19 protein-coding genes are annotated in these 17,954 nt (G+C 25.4%); 5 read left to right on the top strand and 14 right to left on the bottom strand.

Going from position 1 to position 17,954, the window contains the following annotated elements; all coding sequences use genetic code 11:
* From ACQRD5_RS08720 to ACQRD5_RS08675, 10 genes are all read right to left on the bottom strand, one after another.
* The coding region (locus tag ACQRD5_RS08720) for a DUF4230 domain-containing protein (protein ID WP_427746729.1) at positions 1-646 on the bottom strand (646 nt) is incomplete at its 3' end.
* A 254-nt stretch (positions 647-900) separates the two neighbouring features.
* A complete protein-coding gene (gene yaaA, locus ACQRD5_RS08715) occupies positions 901-1,671 on the bottom strand; it encodes a peroxide stress protein YaaA (RefSeq protein ID WP_291629764.1) in 771 nt (256 codons plus the stop codon).
* A gap of 27 nt (positions 1,672-1,698) precedes the next feature.
* The gene (locus tag ACQRD5_RS08710; protein ID WP_320900724.1) at positions 1,699-2,115 is read right to left on the bottom strand and encodes a CBS domain-containing protein; all 417 of its coding nucleotides are present in this window, start codon (positions 2,113-2,115) and stop codon (positions 1,699-1,701) included.
* 90 nt (positions 2,116-2,205) lie between these two features.
* Positions 2,206-3,123, bottom strand: coding sequence for a 3'-5' exonuclease (locus tag ACQRD5_RS08705; protein WP_320900722.1), 918 nt, complete (start codon positions 3,121-3,123; stop codon positions 2,206-2,208).
* Between the two features lie 421 nt (positions 3,124-3,544).
* Complete coding sequence (locus tag ACQRD5_RS08700) at positions 3,545-3,814, bottom strand: hypothetical protein (RefSeq protein WP_320900720.1); 270 nt, start codon at positions 3,812-3,814, stop codon at positions 3,545-3,547.
* 75 nt (positions 3,815-3,889) lie between these two features.
* On the bottom strand, positions 3,890-5,701 hold the full coding sequence (locus ACQRD5_RS08695) for a MutS family DNA mismatch repair protein (RefSeq protein ID WP_291629760.1): 1,812 nt from the start codon (positions 5,699-5,701) through the stop codon (positions 3,890-3,892).
* Between the two features lie 53 nt (positions 5,702-5,754).
* Entirely contained in the window at positions 5,755-6,510 is a 756-nt protein-coding gene (locus ACQRD5_RS08690; RefSeq protein WP_291629759.1) for a DUF3800 domain-containing protein, read from the bottom strand.
* A 523-nt stretch (positions 6,511-7,033) separates the two neighbouring features.
* Complete coding sequence (locus ACQRD5_RS08685) at positions 7,034-7,993, bottom strand: metal ABC transporter solute-binding protein, Zn/Mn family (RefSeq protein ID WP_291629757.1); 960 nt, start codon at positions 7,991-7,993, stop codon at positions 7,034-7,036.
* Between the two features lie 91 nt (positions 7,994-8,084).
* Complete coding sequence (locus tag ACQRD5_RS08680) at positions 8,085-10,820, bottom strand: AAA family ATPase (protein ID WP_291629755.1); 2,736 nt, start codon at positions 10,818-10,820, stop codon at positions 8,085-8,087.
* Complete coding sequence (locus ACQRD5_RS08675; protein ID WP_291629753.1) at positions 10,807-11,937, bottom strand: metallophosphoesterase family protein; 1,131 nt, start codon at positions 11,935-11,937, stop codon at positions 10,807-10,809. Before ACQRD5_RS08675 ends, ACQRD5_RS08680 begins: the two co-directional genes overlap by 14 nt.
* 273 nt (positions 11,938-12,210) lie before the next feature.
* On the opposite strand from ACQRD5_RS08675, the gene ACQRD5_RS08670 reads away from it, so the two are divergent.
* The 5 genes from ACQRD5_RS08670 (at position 12,211) to ACQRD5_RS08650 (ending at position 15,208) form a co-directional block, all read left to right on the top strand.
* Positions 12,211-12,558, top strand: a complete 348-nt coding sequence (locus tag ACQRD5_RS08670; RefSeq protein WP_291629766.1) for a hypothetical protein — start codon at positions 12,211-12,213, stop codon at positions 12,556-12,558.
* 223 nt (positions 12,559-12,781) lie between these two features.
* Positions 12,782-13,093, top strand: coding sequence for a TIGR04076 family protein (locus tag ACQRD5_RS08665; RefSeq protein ID WP_336624138.1), 312 nt, complete (start codon positions 12,782-12,784; stop codon positions 13,091-13,093).
* 180 nt (positions 13,094-13,273) lie between these two features.
* Entirely contained in the window at positions 13,274-13,726 is a 453-nt protein-coding gene (locus ACQRD5_RS08660; protein WP_291629749.1) for a GNAT family N-acetyltransferase, read from the top strand.
* Between the two features lie 397 nt (positions 13,727-14,123).
* Complete coding sequence (locus ACQRD5_RS08655) at positions 14,124-14,702, top strand: hypothetical protein (protein WP_291629748.1); 579 nt, start codon at positions 14,124-14,126, stop codon at positions 14,700-14,702.
* A gap of 209 nt (positions 14,703-14,911) precedes the next feature.
* Positions 14,912-15,208: a hypothetical protein gene (locus ACQRD5_RS08650; protein ID WP_291629747.1), complete on the top strand. Its 297-nt coding sequence runs from the start codon at positions 14,912-14,914 to the stop codon at positions 15,206-15,208.
* A gap of 78 nt (positions 15,209-15,286) precedes the next feature.
* On the opposite strand, the gene ACQRD5_RS08645 is transcribed toward ACQRD5_RS08650, so the two are convergent.
* Genes ACQRD5_RS08645 through ACQRD5_RS08630 form a run of 4 tightly spaced genes read right to left on the bottom strand, consistent with a single transcriptional unit; the run spans position 15,287 to position 17,896 of the window.
* Positions 15,287-16,099, bottom strand: coding sequence for a DUF4097 family beta strand repeat-containing protein (locus ACQRD5_RS08645; protein WP_291629745.1), 813 nt, complete (start codon positions 16,097-16,099; stop codon positions 15,287-15,289).
* A gap of 13 nt (positions 16,100-16,112) precedes the next feature.
* On the bottom strand, positions 16,113-16,820 hold the full coding sequence (locus tag ACQRD5_RS08640; protein ID WP_291629743.1) for a hypothetical protein: 708 nt from the start codon (positions 16,818-16,820) through the stop codon (positions 16,113-16,115).
* Positions 16,821-16,830: 10 nt separating this feature from the next.
* Positions 16,831-17,529 carry an ABC transporter ATP-binding protein gene (locus ACQRD5_RS08635; RefSeq protein WP_291629741.1) on the bottom strand — a complete coding sequence of 233 codons (699 nt, stop codon included), beginning with the start codon at positions 17,527-17,529 and terminating at the stop codon, positions 16,831-16,833.
* Positions 17,522-17,896 carry a GntR family transcriptional regulator gene (locus tag ACQRD5_RS08630; RefSeq protein WP_291629739.1) on the bottom strand — a complete coding sequence of 125 codons (375 nt, stop codon included), beginning with the start codon at positions 17,894-17,896 and terminating at the stop codon, positions 17,522-17,524. Before ACQRD5_RS08630 ends, ACQRD5_RS08635 begins: the two co-directional genes overlap by 8 nt.
* Between the last annotated feature and the right edge of the window lie 58 nt (positions 17,897-17,954).

Below are 17,954 nucleotides of genomic sequence, written 5' to 3'. Positions count from 1 at the left end.
CTTTAAAAACTATTTCATATTTTTCTAGATCATATTTATTACTAAAAAAAATTTTTAATATTGTTTCAGAGTTATCACGAGCATTTTCCAACAAACCATTTGCAACGGCATTTTCTTCTGCTGTTTTTTGTAATTTCTTCATAGCTTCATTATTCTCAGTTATAGTAATTTGATTAAATACACTTTCATTTTCATGATATATCTTAAAAGAATTTAAATCTAGCTCACTGCTTAATATCTTCGCTTTTGGTAGTTTAACTTCAATAACATTATTGTTTTCCTCCCATTCAATATCTCCAAAGTTAAAACCTGCTTTTATAACAACATCACAGCTATATATGTATTTACTGTTTGTAAAAGGTATGGTAACTCCATATAATTCTCTTGAATCATCTATTACTCCTAATTGTGTAGAATATGCAGTTTGTGTAGCTAATTCACCAATGTTTTCAAATCCAATTTTTGTAGTCTTACTATCAAAGAAAATATCACTTCTTAACCCAATTACTACTGCAACAATTAGCACTATAATTACAATAAATATTGCTATTTTTCTCTTAATAGACTTCTTAAAGATTTTAAAAAGTTTACTTTCTTTCTTCTCCTCTTTATTCTCTTCTTTTACCATTTCATCTTCCATCCCCATAAAATTCTCATACCCCTTTAATTTAAAATCACTTTTTACAAAATAGAATATAACTATAAAAATACTATTATTTTTTCACTACTACTTATACATAAAATATAGTAGCCTTCCTTACAATTTTATTCTTTTATTTTAAATTTATGATTATGGTATATATAATTTATATATGATCAAATGTAAACATAAATAAAACTCATAATAGAAAATTTTATTGTTTTAATTATGAAAAAAAGGTTGCCTTTTGGCAACCTTAACTATTTTTCTTTTATAAATACTAGATCTTTTTCTGTAGACATCTCTTCGTTATATAAGTATCCATCTACATCTAGCTTCTTTAATTCTTCTATATCTTCAATTTCGTTTTGAATTATATATCTAGACATAATTCCTCTTGCTTTTTTAGCATTAAAGGATATTATCTTATACTGATCTCCTCTTAATTCTTTAAATATAGGAGTTATTACTTTTACATTAGGATTTTTTCTTAATCCTTCTATAGCTGTAAAGTATTCATTTGATGCTAAATTAATTATTGTTTTATCTTTATGATTTTTTAATTCTTCTATTATACTTTCCTCTAAGGTTGTTCCCCAGAATTCATATAAATCTTTTAATCCATTTACCTTAAGTTTAGTTCCCATCTCTAATCTATATTCATTAATACCATCAAAAGGCCTAAGTACTCCATATAATCCTGATAGTATTCTTAAGTGTTCATTAGCATAAAAAAGTTCTGAATGTGATAAGCTTCCTACATCCATTCCTCTAAATACTTCACCTTTAAATGCAAGCAATGCTTGTTTTGCAGTATCTAAATCTTTAGTCCATTTTTGGAATCTATCTACATTTAAAATAGCTAACTTTGTACTTATTTTCATAAGCTTTTCTAAAGAATAGCAATCATAATTACTAATTTCATTTATTATTTCCTGCGACTTATCTAAAAATCTAGGTTCACTCATTGGTAAGTTACTATCTTTTTCTTTAAAATCTAAAGTTTTTGCAGGAGAAATAACTATTATCATAATAATCCTCCTTTTTTTCTTGTATTTTTAAACTATCTTTTTCTTTCTCATTTCACTATAGCAATAGTTTATTATATCACTTCTTTTAATTATACCTATAAAAATACCTTCATCATCAACTACAGGTACAAAATTTTGATTTGTAGCTAAAGAAATTAAGCTTTCTACATTAGAGTTTATTGAAACACTCTTATGTTTTCTTTTTCTTGGTATATCTTTAATTTTAACATTTTCAGTATTTCTAAAATTTAAATCAGGAGTATTTTTAAGCTTCCAAAGCAAATCTCCTTCAGTTAAAGTTCCAACATATTTCCCCTCTTTATCTATTAATGGTATAGCAGTATATCCATGATGCTCCATTCTCTCTATAACTTGTCTCATAGTTGCATCTAAATATTCGTATATCACTTCATTCTTAGGTGTTAAAAAAAATGCAATATTCATAATTTATCTTCTCCAATACTTAAAATTAAACCAAGTAATACTTAAATTTTATCATATTTCCCATGCAATTGTTTTACACTATATAAAATATTAATATTTATTTAATTTATTTTTTATCTTCTTAATTTTATAACTATAATCAATATATTCAACTTCATCAATTATAGTTGCAATTTCGTTATATACTTCTTCACCACTGAAAGTCTTCTTAACTGTAACTTCATCAATAATTCTATTATTACATTTTTTACATCTTCCAATAGCTATAAATCTCCACTTCATGGGTATAAAATCATATTCAAAGTCTATATCTATATTGCATTTAGGACACTTGCATTTTAGCTTGTCTAAATCTAACTTATATTGAGTTAAATTTTTTATATCCATTGCTGGCATATTGTATATATCTTTAATAATATAGTTTTTAAGAACTCTGGAGTTATATATTCTTTTAAATACCTCTGAAGTATAAATTGCATCATTTAAAGCATCGTGAAGCTTACTACTATCTACCTTAATCTTTAAATCTTCAAGAGCATTTTTTAAACTTAAAGATTTTTTCTTTCCTAATATTTTAGTAGAATATTCTTGCAAATCTAAATAATTTTTTAGCCAATTTAAATCTTCATATTTATAATGTATTGCATTATTGATTATTTCAATGATATCATCTTTTGCCCAAGAACATATTATATCTCCTTCATCTATTAATTCTGATAATTTCTGAATTCCTTCTTGAAAGGACAAACCATTTTCTAAGTCCTTCTCCATTATACCAGTTATTTCAGAAATCTTTGGATTTAAAATTGGAATTACAGATGGCTTAATATATGCTTTAAATTCATTAAGTGGCTTCATATAATTATCTAGTTTTATTGCACCTATTTCTATAATTTCATTATCCAAATCAATATCCTCAAGGCTTGGATACTTTGTAAATATATCTGGATAATATTTATGTATCCCTTCTAAGTTGTTAAACTCCAAATCAATTATTACAAATGACATTTTATACCTCTCACTCTTTTATATTCATAAGTATATTATGCCATTTTTCCAAATATTTTTCACTATTATTTCCACAAAAAAAATTAGGATATAAATAATATATTCGTTGCTCCGTCGCTTCGCTCCAAGTCGCACTCATATATTATTTATATCCTTATATACTAAAGGTAATAATTCCTCCCTAACTCGGAATTATGATAAATGTGTTCCCTTATACTTTTTTGTAGTCTGTTATTTTTACTTTATATTTACTTCTCGTCGCAAGCTCCAAGTCACACCAGCATAATATATTTTCCACTTAGCTCTTATGGTAATAATTCCTCACAAGCTCGGAATTATGAAAATGTATTATATTATACTTTTTGTAATCTATTATTTTTACTTAGTCTCAAGTTCTAAATCTCCATTATCTATCATTTATCTATTTAAAAGGTTTTACTGTATAGACTTTTAACCAAAGCTTTATTATAAAAAATATTATCATAATAGCTACTGCTATAAATATTATTTTTGCAATTATTAAAGGTACCTTAACTACTAATCCTCCTATTCCTATTACTAAAAATATATAAAATAATGAAACAATCAATAAAACAATCCTTCTAATAATAGGATTTATTTTTTTATTAGAAATAACTTCAAAACACCCTTCAAAAATAATGATAAATATAAACTCTAATAAAACTTCCATAAATACCTCTCTTTTCAATACTTAATATTTATGTCTCTCTAGTGAATATAATAATTATTTATTGTTCCAATTATTTTAATTATCCTTAAAATTAATTCCTGCTAGTTTCATTAGATGTACTGCATTTTGGGTTTTGCTTCTGCCTTCTCTTAATTTGTAATCGAACTTAATTTTATTATCCTCGTAGTATTCTTGGAAATTATAATTTTTAAGCCATTTTCTGCTTTCTTCTAAATCGCAAAGTTCTAAGTCGTGTGTTGAAACTAGACCCATTGCTCCATTACCTACTAATTGATTTATAAGGACTTTAGCTCCTTCATGTCTATCTCTTGAGTTGGTTCCCTTAAAGATTTCGTCTAATAAGAAAAATACTTTTTCTCCTTTTTTAGCAGCTTCTATTAATATCTTTATTCTTAATATTTCAGCATAAAATGATGATATACTTTCTTCTAAGTTATCTTTTGTCCTCATGCAAGTATAAATACTAAAAATACTACAACTAAACTTTTTAGCACAAACTGGAGCTCCAATATAACTTAATAATAAATTCAAACCTATTGTCCTTAAAAAAGTACTTTTACCAGACATATTAGAGCCTGTAATTAAAGCAACCTTTCTACTTATTCCATTTTGTGAATCTAATTTAAAACTATTAGAAACAGCTTTTTGACCTAGCATTGGATGAGCAATCTCTATACCTTCTATTCTATCTTCATTAGATATTTCAGGGAAAGTCCAGCTATCAAAATCAAAAGATAAATTAGAAATACTTGCTAGAGCTTCAAATTCCCCCATAACCTCAAGCCATTCTTTAAGATTGCTTCCATTTTCTCTTCTCCACTGTTCTAAGTTTCTTAAAATAAATGTATCTGATAAAATAGTAACATTTAAAATTAAATAGTATGCATTACTACTACTATCCCCTAGCCAATCTACCAATGACTTTAAATCTTTCATTTCTTTAATAGCATTTTTGTTGTTATTTACTAATTTTTTCTTTAAATCTCTTAATAAATCACTTTCAAGGTTTTCTTTTTCTATTAAACTAAGTATGTTAGTATAAGCTTCAACATCCTTTTTATGATCACCAAATAATGTAACAACTTCACCAAGATCCTTAGTTAGAACCTTAACAACTACATAATTTATCATAAATACTAAAATCATATATGTTATAGGTAAAATTCTTAAAGCTACTAATATAATAGCTAGTATTGTTATAGCAATAAAAATATAAGGAATAATTTTTATTGCTAGATTTATTTCTTTTTTAGATGATGCCCATTCTAATAATTTATCTATATCCTTTTTTCCACTTTTATTAAAGGTGGATCTTACTTCTAATTCTTGTCTCCAATTGACTTTTTCTCCTAATTCTTTTATAGCTTCTTGTCTATTTACTATTTCAGTTCTATTAGGTATATCTTTTAAAGAAATTATTTTACTTAGCTTTTCTCTACCGAACTTAGTTCTTGTTGAGTTTATCATTTGAAATAATGAGTTTCTTCCAAAAACATCTAAATCGCTAATAAAGGGATGTTTATCATCTAAAAATTCTTCACCTTTATCTTCTTGTTCTTTAAAATTTCCATTTATTCTATCTATTCCTCTTTTATTAATATTAATATAAAGCTCGCATTCTTTTCTCATCTTTATCTTACTATTATGAAAAATAGCTACAATAATAAATAATAAAAAGCCCAAAATAGCAGATGAAATTAAAAACACTATATTTTCTTCTTTGTAAAAATAATAGCCAACTCCAATAGTTAATATAACTATTGCTAATCTTACTATGGAAATTATATTAATAATATTATTTAAACTTTTTATTTCCTTTTCTTTATTTATAATTTCGTTTTTATAGAAATCTAATGCCTTACTCATATAAATCACCTCTCTTAAGTATTTTACCATTTTTTTGTTTTAAAAATTAATTTTTATATATCTGAACATATTGCTTTATATGTATCTAAATAATCTCTAAATTTTATCTCTTTTAATGATTGTATATTATCCCATTCAAAATATTTTATATTCGAAAAGAATTCATATACATGTGGTATTATAAGTATTTCATTTACTAATTTGACTTTACTGCAATATGTTTTTGACATACTTGGGTTTATCTTTTCAAAATCTAAAATTACCCTTATTATTCCTAAAATAATATCACATAGCTCAACCCCTATTTGTTCATTCTTAGGTACCAATAGACAGCTGTTTATGTTAAATTTTTCTCCTCTATATAATGATTGTCTATTTAATTGTGATTTAAATATTTCAGGAAATTTTATGTATTCTGTTGCATACTCCATGTAAATACTTGCTTCAATATTCATCATATTGCCTTTACACCTAAGTAAACCATAGAAAACACGCTCAGGGAATTTAGAGTAGACCATATCACTAAATAACTCAATAGGTAAATCTCCCTTTTTATATTGAATTACATTACATCTAAACGTATGTAAATATGGAGATAATTTAGTAAATAAATCTATTATATTTTTCTTTTCTCCTCTATTTCCATCATACTTTGTAAAATGATACTTAATTTTATTCTCTCTAAGATTATTATTTATTTCACTAAAAATATCATTAGTATATATTTTATCTACAATTGATATTGCTCCCATAAGCATTGGTGGAGTTCCTTTTTTCCCACTTTCATCAAAAAATATATTTAATTTCATATTTCCCCCTAGTTAAAATATAGCCTTAAAATTTTATTGACATACTTTTAATAATACTTTAACATATAATTATAAAGATTAATATATATCATTAATTATAGTATATATTCATAGTATATAATAGGTATAAATGTCCATCCACCTTTGGATGCAATTTTATACCATTGATAAATAAGCCATCCACCTTTTGGATGCCTTTTTTATTTATAAGGAAAGTTATAAAATTTGTAAAATTGGATATAAATATAATATAGATATAACTGTCCTTCAACCATTTAGAGGTAATGTTATATCATTAATAAGTAAGCCATCCACCTTTTGGATGCCTTTATTTATAGCTACAATAAGAGTATTTGAAATTCATATAAATTCAAATACTCTTTATTTTTAAAAAAAGATGTAATTTGAATTTATTTAAAATTCAAATTACATCATATTATTATAATTAGCACACCTAATATTTCATATATACTTTAATATAAATTTCATAATATTCAAAGTATCAATTCACTTTATTTTTGCACTATTTTAATGAATTATATATTGTTTCTAAATTATACTTCATACCCTCTAAGTAGCTCTTATTATCTTCCTTTGTTTCAAGGCTATATATTTTCACCACTTTAGCTCCTGCTGCTTTTGCTAAAGTATCAGCATCGCTACTACTTGAAGTTGACTCATTAAATATTACTTTTACTCCATTTTCCTTACTGTAATTAACTAACTCTTCTAAATCTTTTGGTCTTACTTCACCTTCATCATTAAAAATACCAGTTATGCTTTTTTGAGATAAACCAAAGTCCTTACATAAGTAAGCAAAAGCTGCATGTCCAGTAACAAAGTTTTTATTAGTTACATCTTTAAATTTTTCTTTATATTCATCATATAAAGAAGTAAAATCGCTCTTTAACTTTTCAAAGTTTGCTTCGTAGTAATCTTTATTTTCTGGATCTACTTCAACAAAAGCATTTTTAATATTTTCAGCTTCTATTACTGCATTACCTAAGCTTAGCCAAACATGAGGATCCACTCCACCATGATCATGATCGTGGTCATGATCTTCCTCATTTTCATGGTCATTACCTTCCTCTTCATGATTATGTTCTTCTTCAGCAATAGTTATAGTATCAATTCCTTGACTAGCTTCTACAACCTTCACGTCTTGGCCTTCAATAGTTCCTAAAACTGAATCTATCCATTCTTCCATCTGAAGTCCATTATATATAAATATGTTCGTATTTAATAAATCCTTTAAGTCCTTTGGTTTTGGATCAAAGCTATGTGCATCACTTCCGTCTGGGATAATAGAAAATACTTCTACCTTATCTCCACCAATAGCTTCTGCAAAATCCTTTAATGGATTTATAGTAACTCCAACTCTTAATTTTTCTCCATTATTCTCTTCTAAGTCCTTAGCGCCACACCCAGCAAAGGAAACTAATATTCCTAATATAAGTCCTAAACTTATTAATTTTTTCTTCACTATTCCACCTCATTTATGCAAATGATTTGCATTATTCATAGGTTAATTTTATAGTCTATCCCTTATAATGTCAATACTATTATTGACATTATTATAAATTAATATAAGTAAAATCTATATTTTTTCTACTAAATATTTCTTTTTCCCTTCCCTGGCAAGTAAATATAAGAGTTTGGCTAAAGTTAGAATCAATTAATAATTCTAATGCTCTTTCTGTTCTAATATCATCATATTGAACGAAAGTATCATCTAGTATAACAGGAAAATCCATCCCCCTATATATCATATTAATAAAAGCTAATCTTAATGATAAATATAACTGATCATTAGCACCATTACTTAATATTGCTCCTGGCAGAATATCTCTTCCCTTTTTTACTTTCATATCATAAGAGTCAGATACCATAACCTCTTCATATTCCTTATTTGTTAAAGTTTTAAAATAATCAATTACATTAGAATTAAGTATATTACCAAAGTTTCCTCTTACTTCTCTAATTGATTCATTCATAGTTTCTATTGCTATTTCTGTTGCTTTTAGTAATTTTTCTATTTTTTCTATCTTTTCTTTAACTTCTTCAATTTCTTCTTCTATTAAAGGAATCGTTCTTTTTCCTAAGAATCTATTCTTTAAATAATTTTCAACATCCTTAATTTCCTTTTCAACTTCAATTAATTCATGAGATTTTAAAGAAACTTGATTATCTATTTCCTCTTCTGATGAATAACTGTAATTAATATTTTCATTAATTATATCTTTTAAATCTTCTTTTATGGCTTCTATGTCTTTATCTTTAGTAAGGGCACTATAAGCTCCCTCTATATTTTCTAAGGTTTTTAATATTTCATCTCTTTGCTTAATTTTATCTTTTATTTCTAATAATTTTTCTTCAAGCTCATATAGATCAATATTTTCTAAACCAATATATTCTAATTTTTCTCTTATTCTTTTTTCTCTAATACTTAATTCTTTATCTAATTTTTCAATAGATTTTTCTTCTTTTTCTATATCAATTTTTATAGATAGTACCTCTTTGCTTATTTCCTCGTATTTAGAAAGCATACCTATAACTTTATTTATGTCATCAGTATTAGCTAAAATTAAGATTTTATTTATGAATTCTTCATTATTCTTATAGTTCTCTTTAACTGTCTCTATATTTAAAAACTTAATTTGAGATTCTTTCTCTGATATTTTAATATTTTGTTTTTCTAGATAAATATTATATTCATCAAATAGCTTTAATTTTTTTATAAAATCCTCATATGATGTTGCTTCAACAAGCTTAGTATGTTTAAATATTTCTTTTTCTATATTTCTTATATCTTCTTCTAAAGAATTAATATTAAAAGATGATTTATCTTCATTTGACATTTGCATTTTTAAAGTTATAGTTTTATATAATATAAGTGCTAAAATTCCTCCAGTAAATCCAACTAGTAACATATTTTTTCTATAAAATATTAGTAAAAGTATTAATACAACAATATTAATAAAAGCTACTAATAAAAATTTTCTAAATTTATCATTTAATTTTTCATTTTCTATATTGGATTTGCTACTATAGCTTTCAGCTTTAAATTTAAGCTCCTTTAGTTTGTCTTCGTATCTTTCTAATAATACACCAATATTTTCCCTAATTCCTTTAAAATTTATTGCACTTCCTATATAGCTTTCTTTGTTAGATATATCATTTTTTATTAAGTTTATTTCCTTATTTAATTCCTCATACTTTTTAATTTTTTCTGTTAAATTATCTTTTTCCATAACTGCCTTTATAAAAGCATTTTTATCTTCACTAGATAATTCTTCAATAAACAAAAGATTCTCATAACCTTCTCTTTTAACAGAATATATTTCCTTACTTTTACTTAAACTTTTTTCTTCTTCATTCTTCATATCTAAAAGGCTAAAATAAAGAGAATTTTCATCCTTTATATCATTAAGTAAAACCTCATCTATAATTCCATTTCTAGAGGAAATACTTTCTTCTATATATCTTTCCTTTTTCTTTAACTCTTCTCTTTTCTTTAAATATTGAGTTATTTCTTCATATTCTTTTTGTAGCTTGGATTTCTTTAAGTACTTTTTATATATATCTAAATTTTTAATTTCCGTTCTTAAATTATTTCTTTTTTCTCTTAAAGATATTAAAGCATTTTCCTTGTGAATATTTTCTTCTGATAGCTTATATCCTTCATACTTTTCTTGATTAAGTTCATTAAGTCTATTTCTTAATATATCTAGCTCCCCAGTTTTTCTAACTGTAGAAATAGATTTCTTAATATTTTCTAGTCTTTCTATTGATTTTTGAATAGGTATATTAGTATCATCACTATTAAGTAAGTTAGCTGCTTTATCTATTATTTCTTCTTCTTTATCCTTAGAAATTGCAACTCCTAATTGGTTTATAAATAAGGTTTTATAAAATGTGGAAGAATTAACATTCAAAAAGTATCTTCCTGGTTCATCCTTTGGAATTTCTGTAAGGATTTCCCCACTTTCTGCATCTAATATTTCTGATATATCTTCTTTTTTAGTTGCTCCAAAGCTTCTTTTAATTATATATTTTCTATTATTATGAGTAACATACAATTCTCCTCTTATTTTATCACCATCTACTGGAGCAAATCTTACTCTATCATTATTCTTTAAATCCTTAGTTCTTTTAGAGTTCATTCCATAAAGCCATACTCTAATAAAGTTTTGAATAGTGCTTTTTCCCTTTTCATTTTCTCCATAAATTAAATTAATTTTTTCTTCAAAGTTAATTTCCTTATCTTTTAGTCCTGCAAAAGAAATTATATTAATTTTATTTATAATCATTTAAATTCACTTCCTCATGGGATAGAGATTGTATACCTAGCTTTAATGCCATTTGTAAAATCTCCTTATCACAATCTTCCTCTTTCATTTTTTCTAGTAGTTTTTTTGCATAAACCCCTTTTATAGAATAGTCTTCTGATATTTTATCAAAGTCTAGTTTAACTTCTGTTTTATCAATAACCTTTACAAAATAGAAATCTTTCTTTATTTTTTCTAATATTACACCTTCATTAAGATTAATATAAGATTCTATTTGCCCTTTAAGTATAAGCTTATATAAATTGTTTTTTCTTTCTTCTTCATTAATAGCTGATAGTATTCTTACTCTCACTTCATCATAACTTACAGAATCACTTATATCTATTTCTTCTACATAATAATTTCTCTTTGATGTTCTAATAAAATTTAAATCTACAGCACCCTTAGTTACTTCACCTAGAATAATACCTTTATCTCCAACTTCGTCAAAGCCTCTACCTTGTGGACATCCTGCGTAAGCATAAAAGGTATTGTTTTCTCTTAATATTCCACTAAAATTATGCCTATGTCCTATAGCAATATAATCTAATTTACTGTTTTCAATATCTCTTCTTGTCATTGGATTATATTCATTTCCATCATCAGTATTAGATATATCACCATGTATAGTCATTATATTAATATAATTGTTGTCTACATTAATATTTTTTAGCAAACTTTTTCTTACATGGTATTCATTAAAGGCAGCTCCCCAGACCACAGTATTTAAATCTTCTAAAACAACCTTTTCTATACTTCCTTTAAATATATAAACATTGTCTGGCCAATTTATCATCTTGTAAAAGGATTTTTCATTATAAGGATCGTGGTTTCCAGGTGATATAAATACTCTTATGTTGCTTATTCTTTCAATTTGATTTTTAATAAATATCAATGTTTTCTTATTTATAGTTAAATTGTCAAAAATATCCCCAGTTAATAATAATATATCAACAGAATTTTCCATGGATATATCAATTATTTTACTAAATACTTCTAACAGTTCTTCTTTGCTTATTATAGATATATTTTTATCTAAATCTTTAAAAGGAGTATCAAAATGTAAATCCCCTGCTTGTAATATCTTAATTTTTCTCATATTATCACCTTTAAATTCTACGAACTTTTGTTCTATTTTATCATTTTTAATTTACTATTACAATAATAATGGATATATATTATCTTCTTCGCCACCTCGCAAACTCCAAGTCACCAGTAAATAGTAACAGAATTTAAAAATAGAATCCCAATATGGATATAATATCAGTATTTATATGAAATTAGATACCAATTATAATGTATAATATAAATATACATTAATGCATATTTGCATCTTATTACCAATTAATGTTTCTTTAATGAAAGAGGAGATATTCTTACTCCATCAAAATCTATTGCAGGTGATGGTGCATCACTCTACTTGAATGAAAATATATCTGCTGATAAGTTTCAAGCATCAGTATATCCAAAAGTGGATTTAAAAGAAAATCTAATTAACATTGCAAAGAAAATAGGAATTGAACTTAAAGAAAAAGTAGTATATTGTACAGATTCAATATTCTGTGAATATTTTCATTTAAATGAGATACTACAATTGGGTAGCGAAGCAATAGAAATGGAAACAGCGGCATTTTATCGCTGTATGGAAATTATCAATAAAGAAGGAATCGCAATTTTATGTGTTTCAGATAATTCAGCGACACAAAATGCATTAATTTGAAGAAGTGAAGAGGATACAGAAAAATTTCATAAAAGCAGGGCGCAATTAATTCCTAAATTAATATTAAATTTATAGAATATATTCTTCGACATTTTAAACTCTTTCGAATTACTTAATATAAAATATCACTTAAAACTCTGATAGTAAAATAGTATAGTAAATCCGTAACAGTATTAAATTATAAATAAGGTAAATAAAAATTTGTTAGCAGGCGGTGGTTTTGATGAAAGTAAAAATTACTGTATTAAAAAAAGAATTTTACAAAGACTATGCAGAAGAATATTTGACAAATGGAGTTTTGGCTGGTTCTTGTCCAGAATTAGAGATTGGTGACGAGTTTATTTATGAAGGTGGGGCAAAAATGCCATATGGCTTTTGTCCTTATGCTTGGCAAGATATTTATTCTTCTGTAAGTGTTTTATCAGGAAGCAAAAATATAGATAATATATGGTATAAGAATTCAAAAACTAAAATAATATGCTGCACAGATGGAGTTAGACCAGTAGCTTTTAAATTGGAGCAATTTTTAGACTAGATTAAACAAATATAAGTGTAATAATTTTAAATTAAGCATATATAATATCAATATTTATATGGAATTATATACCATTTATAATATATAATACAAATATGTATTAATGCACATTTGTATTATAAAACGAGCTAGTTTGATTTTTAAACTGCTCGATAAATTAGAATTTGTAGGGGAATTGAAATGGAATTTAGAGAAATAGATAAATCAAATTATTGGGATTGTATGTCTTTGACAGTTGATAAAAGTCAAGAATATTTTGTTGCAGATAATAAACAGTCTTTGGTAGAAGCTTCTTTTGAAGATGGATTATATACTTTAGGGATATATAGTGAAGGTAAAATGATAGGTTTTATCTTATATGACTACGACGAAGCCTTTCCAGGTTGGTCTATGAGTCGTTTTATGATAGATAAACGGTATCAAGGAAAAGGTTACGGAAAACGAGCAGTAGCAGAGTTTTTAGGGTATTTTAAAGGAAAACACAATGCTAACAAAATATACATTAGCGTTTCCTTAGAAAATACTGTTGCACGTAAAATGTATTCTCATATTGGTTTTGAAGAAGTCAAAGAAATTGAATACACATTTTTAGATATGCAGTTAAAAGAAATACAAATGGTAAGAGAATTATAACAGAGCAACAAATATGAATTTCTCGATTAGACATAAGGAACAATTTTTAAACTATTACTTTCTAAAGACGAGTGATTTCGCTGGTCTTTTAAATTAAGAGTATATAATACCAACATTCTTTTAAAACAGAGGCTAATATTCATATTATTTTAAATCTGTGGTTTGCTTGAAACCACACTAGCATTATATTTTTATCTCTTATATTTAAAAGTAACAGATTTTAAAGATAAAATCCAAATATTAATATAATATCAACACCACTACGGAATTATATACCAATCATAATATATAATATAAATATACATTAATATGTATTTAAGAGGTGAGGGGAATAAAAATAAGAAAGCCTATAATAAAACTATTTATATTAATATCAATTATTGCTGTTATATCCTATTTGATGTATTTAATTGGCTACTTACCTATTATAGGAAACATTATTGCAGAAAAAAAACTAAGTAATTATTCTACTATACAAAAGGGAAGTACACAAAAGGTTGAAACAAGATATGATTGGTATAACGCTAAATATCAGTCTGTTAAGGGAAATCTTAGTTATCGACTACAAAAGAATACAATTTATGATGAAAAAGTTTCAGAAAAAGTGAGTTTATCAGCCGAAACCCAATATAATAAAATTAAAGGAGAGTTTCCACAAAATCTAAGTTTTCCTAAAGGAATCACAGTTTGGACAGAACTTAATGCAGATGATTATTCATTGAAATCTCAAAGGCTTTATCTTTTAGGTGTTTATAATACAGAAGATATATCAGAGGAAGATAGCGAAAAAATGTGTGCAGCTATTGCAGACAAATTTATTGATCTCATGGGTGAAGATTATAATTTCACAGGAATACAAATTATTTACTATGATAAAAATGGAGGCTATGAAAGTGCAATTTCTTCTAATGGATTTAAGAAGTTAGAATATGATAAAATACTTTCTAAAACAGAAAAAATAGATAAATTGCCATAAGACTATTTAAATTGGCTATCAAAACAATAATGATATTGAAATTATATTAATAGTGAAATTCATAATTGTAGTAATTTTAAATTAAGCATATATAATATCAACACCCATATAGAATTATGTACCAATTGTAATATATAATACAAATATATATTAATGCTCATTTGTATTATATTGTTTAAAATGAATATATAATTTGGGAGGGACATGCATTGGATAAAGGATTAGTTATTTTTAGTTCTTTAATTATTAGAATCATCATTTTTGCTTTTATTAGTTTTGTAATTAATTTAAGTGTCTTAAAGAAAATCAAAAATATAAATGCAATGAAGAATCTTATTTTTGGACTACAAATTACTTTAATAGGTATAAGTTCACTATATATAATTTGGAACTATACATTCTATAGTATCTTTTGGAGTAAAATTATGTGGTTTATTCCTATATATTTATTAACAACAGGATTTACCTTTGGACTAACAGGTTATTTAGATAAAAATAATAATTAATAATCTTAAACTATTATTAACTAAAGTCCAGTGATTTGAAATTACTGGACTTTTTAATCAAATATAAAGTTATTAATTTTAATTTGTGACTTCTACTTCACCTACACCAACACTAATGTCGAAATTATATTTTCCTTCATTTGATGTCTTAGCTTTTATTCTTGCTTCTCCAAGACCAGCTGTTGAAGTTATTTTTATTGGTGCATTCTCTGGTACTTTAATAGTTGTACTTCCCATTCCACCATCAAATTTTAAATCTCCATTTATATCTCCTAAAGAAATATTAGTTTGACCAATTCCACCTTTTATATTAATATTACCTGTTTTTTTACTTGTCTCTAAAGTTGTTTCACCAACTCCACTGTTTAAATCTATTTTTTCAAAAGATATTTCATTTAAAGTTAATTCTCCAACTCCATTTTGTATCTTAACATCTTTTAATTCTAAGTCATTAATTTCACATTGACCTACACCAAAATTCAATTCAAAATTTCCCTTAAAACTTCTAGGAATATCTATTGTTAAATTACTAGAAGTATCCTTTGTTAAATTCTTATTATTTTTTGATTCTTCTATAATAATTAGTGTATCAGATTTTTTTTCTATTCTAACACCTCTAGAATATTTACTTAACCTTCCTGAAATCTCCACATTTTGCCCATCATAATAATTAATTTTAACATTACTTACATCTATTTTAATATCTAATTTATTAATTTTAGTAATATCTTCTGCTGATATATTAACACTTTCACTTTTATTACTAGAATCATCTGTTGTAACATTATTATTCCACCAATTATTTCTACTTTCTATTCCAAATTTTACTCCACAGCCAGCTAATAATGTAGTTAAAGCTATAGCTACTGTGATACTAATATATTTTTTCACTTTATTCACCCCTTTAAATTATATCTAATATTTTATCTAAATGATAAATTGCTAAATAAACAATAAAAATAATCCAACTTAAGCTTAATAAGCAGTGTATTAAATCAATTTCAATAAAAGTTCCTATTTGCATATAAATATAAGGTAAAAACTTTGTTATTGTTTCAATGATTCCTTCAACAATACCTTGAATTACACTACCACCTATTACTACTGCTAGAATATATAAAGCTGTATTTTTAATATAAGATGAAAAAATCACCATAAAAGAAATAATGATTATATAAGCAATTATTGTTCCATACATTACTGCTGTAGAAGATAAATTAACTAGCTCTCTAAGACTATTTCCTGAAATTAAAGTCATTATCATTGTAATAAAAACTATTATGCCTTGAATTAAAATAAACTCAATAATTTTAGCTATTATAAATTCATGAGATTTTATTGGTAATGTAAATAGTAATTTCCCTTTTTCCTTGGATATTTGTGTTTGAAATCTAAATATTGACCATATAAAATTTATAGATAAAAAGGTTACAACAAAGCCTATATTTAAGAATGAAAGTACTTCTCCAAGTATTGGTACTCTAATAAACATAGCAATACAGTTAAAACATAAAATAATTAATCCAATTATATAAAATATTTTACTTTTACTCATATGATATTTCCCAAAGTTATACTTTAATAAATTAATAATATTTTTCAAATTCCACACCCCTTCCTAACTATTCTGCAAAAATCTTTCTATATATCTCATCAATTGATCCCTTATACTTTTCTCTAAGTTCTTCAGCATCTCCATATTCTATTATTTTTCCATCACCTAAGAAAATAACTTCATCAAATATTCTTTCAAGTTCACCTATATAATGGGTAGTTATTATCATAGAGCTATCTTCTGATAAGTTTTCTAAAATTGCATCAAGTATTTTTTCTCTAGCTACAGGATCTACTCCTGAAATTGGTTCATCTAACATGTATAATTTAGCTTTTCTGCTTAGAGCCAAGGATAAATTAAATTTTTCCATCATCCCTTTTGATAAATCCTTTATCCTAGATGAACTATCTAAATTCATAAAATCTAAATAGTAATTTACCTTTTCTTTGTCAAAATCATCAAAAAAATCTACATATAAGTTTATTGCATCTTTTATTCTCATAGACTTATTAAAAATATTTACATCCTGTAAAAAAGATATATCATTTTTAGTTAAAGCACTTTGAGGATTTCCATTTATTTTAATTTCACCATTATCAGCTTTTAGAAATCCTTGAATAACATTTAACAAGGTTGTCTTACCTTGTCCATTAGGTCCCATTATTCCTAATACTTTTCCCTGTTCTAAATTAAAACTAATTCCTTTTAATATTTCTTTTCCCTTTATTCTTTTACTTATATTATTAACCTCTAATAAATTACTCATTTTCCCCCTCCTTATATCTTTCTGATATAATTGCTAATATATTTTCTTTAGTAAATCCTAATGACTTTGAGTCCTCTATAAATTTATCTATAGTTTCGTTAAATAATTCTTCTCTTAATGAATTAATTTTTTCTTTATCTTCTGTTACAAATTTTCCAATTCCCCTTTGGGTATAAATAAGTCCTTGATTTTCCAGTTCATTATAAACTTTTTGTATTGTGTTAGGATTTACTTTAACTTCGCTTGCATATTCTCTAACAGACAAAACTCTTTCTCCCCCTTTTAATTCCCCAGAAACTATTTTCTTTTTCATATAAGCAATTATTTGAAGATATATAGGCTCTTTTGTATTTAATTCAAGCACCATAAATTTATCTCCTTTCTATACAGTACTAGTGTATTAATTAAATAGTACACTGGTACAT

The sequence above is a fragment of the Clostridium sp. SGI.024 genome (genome assembly GCF_050315195.1).
GTDB lineage: Bacteria > Bacillota > Clostridia > Clostridiales > Clostridiaceae > Clostridium.
Note: the sequence above shows the minus strand (reverse complement) of the source record. Positions and strands in the feature narration are given on the sequence as shown.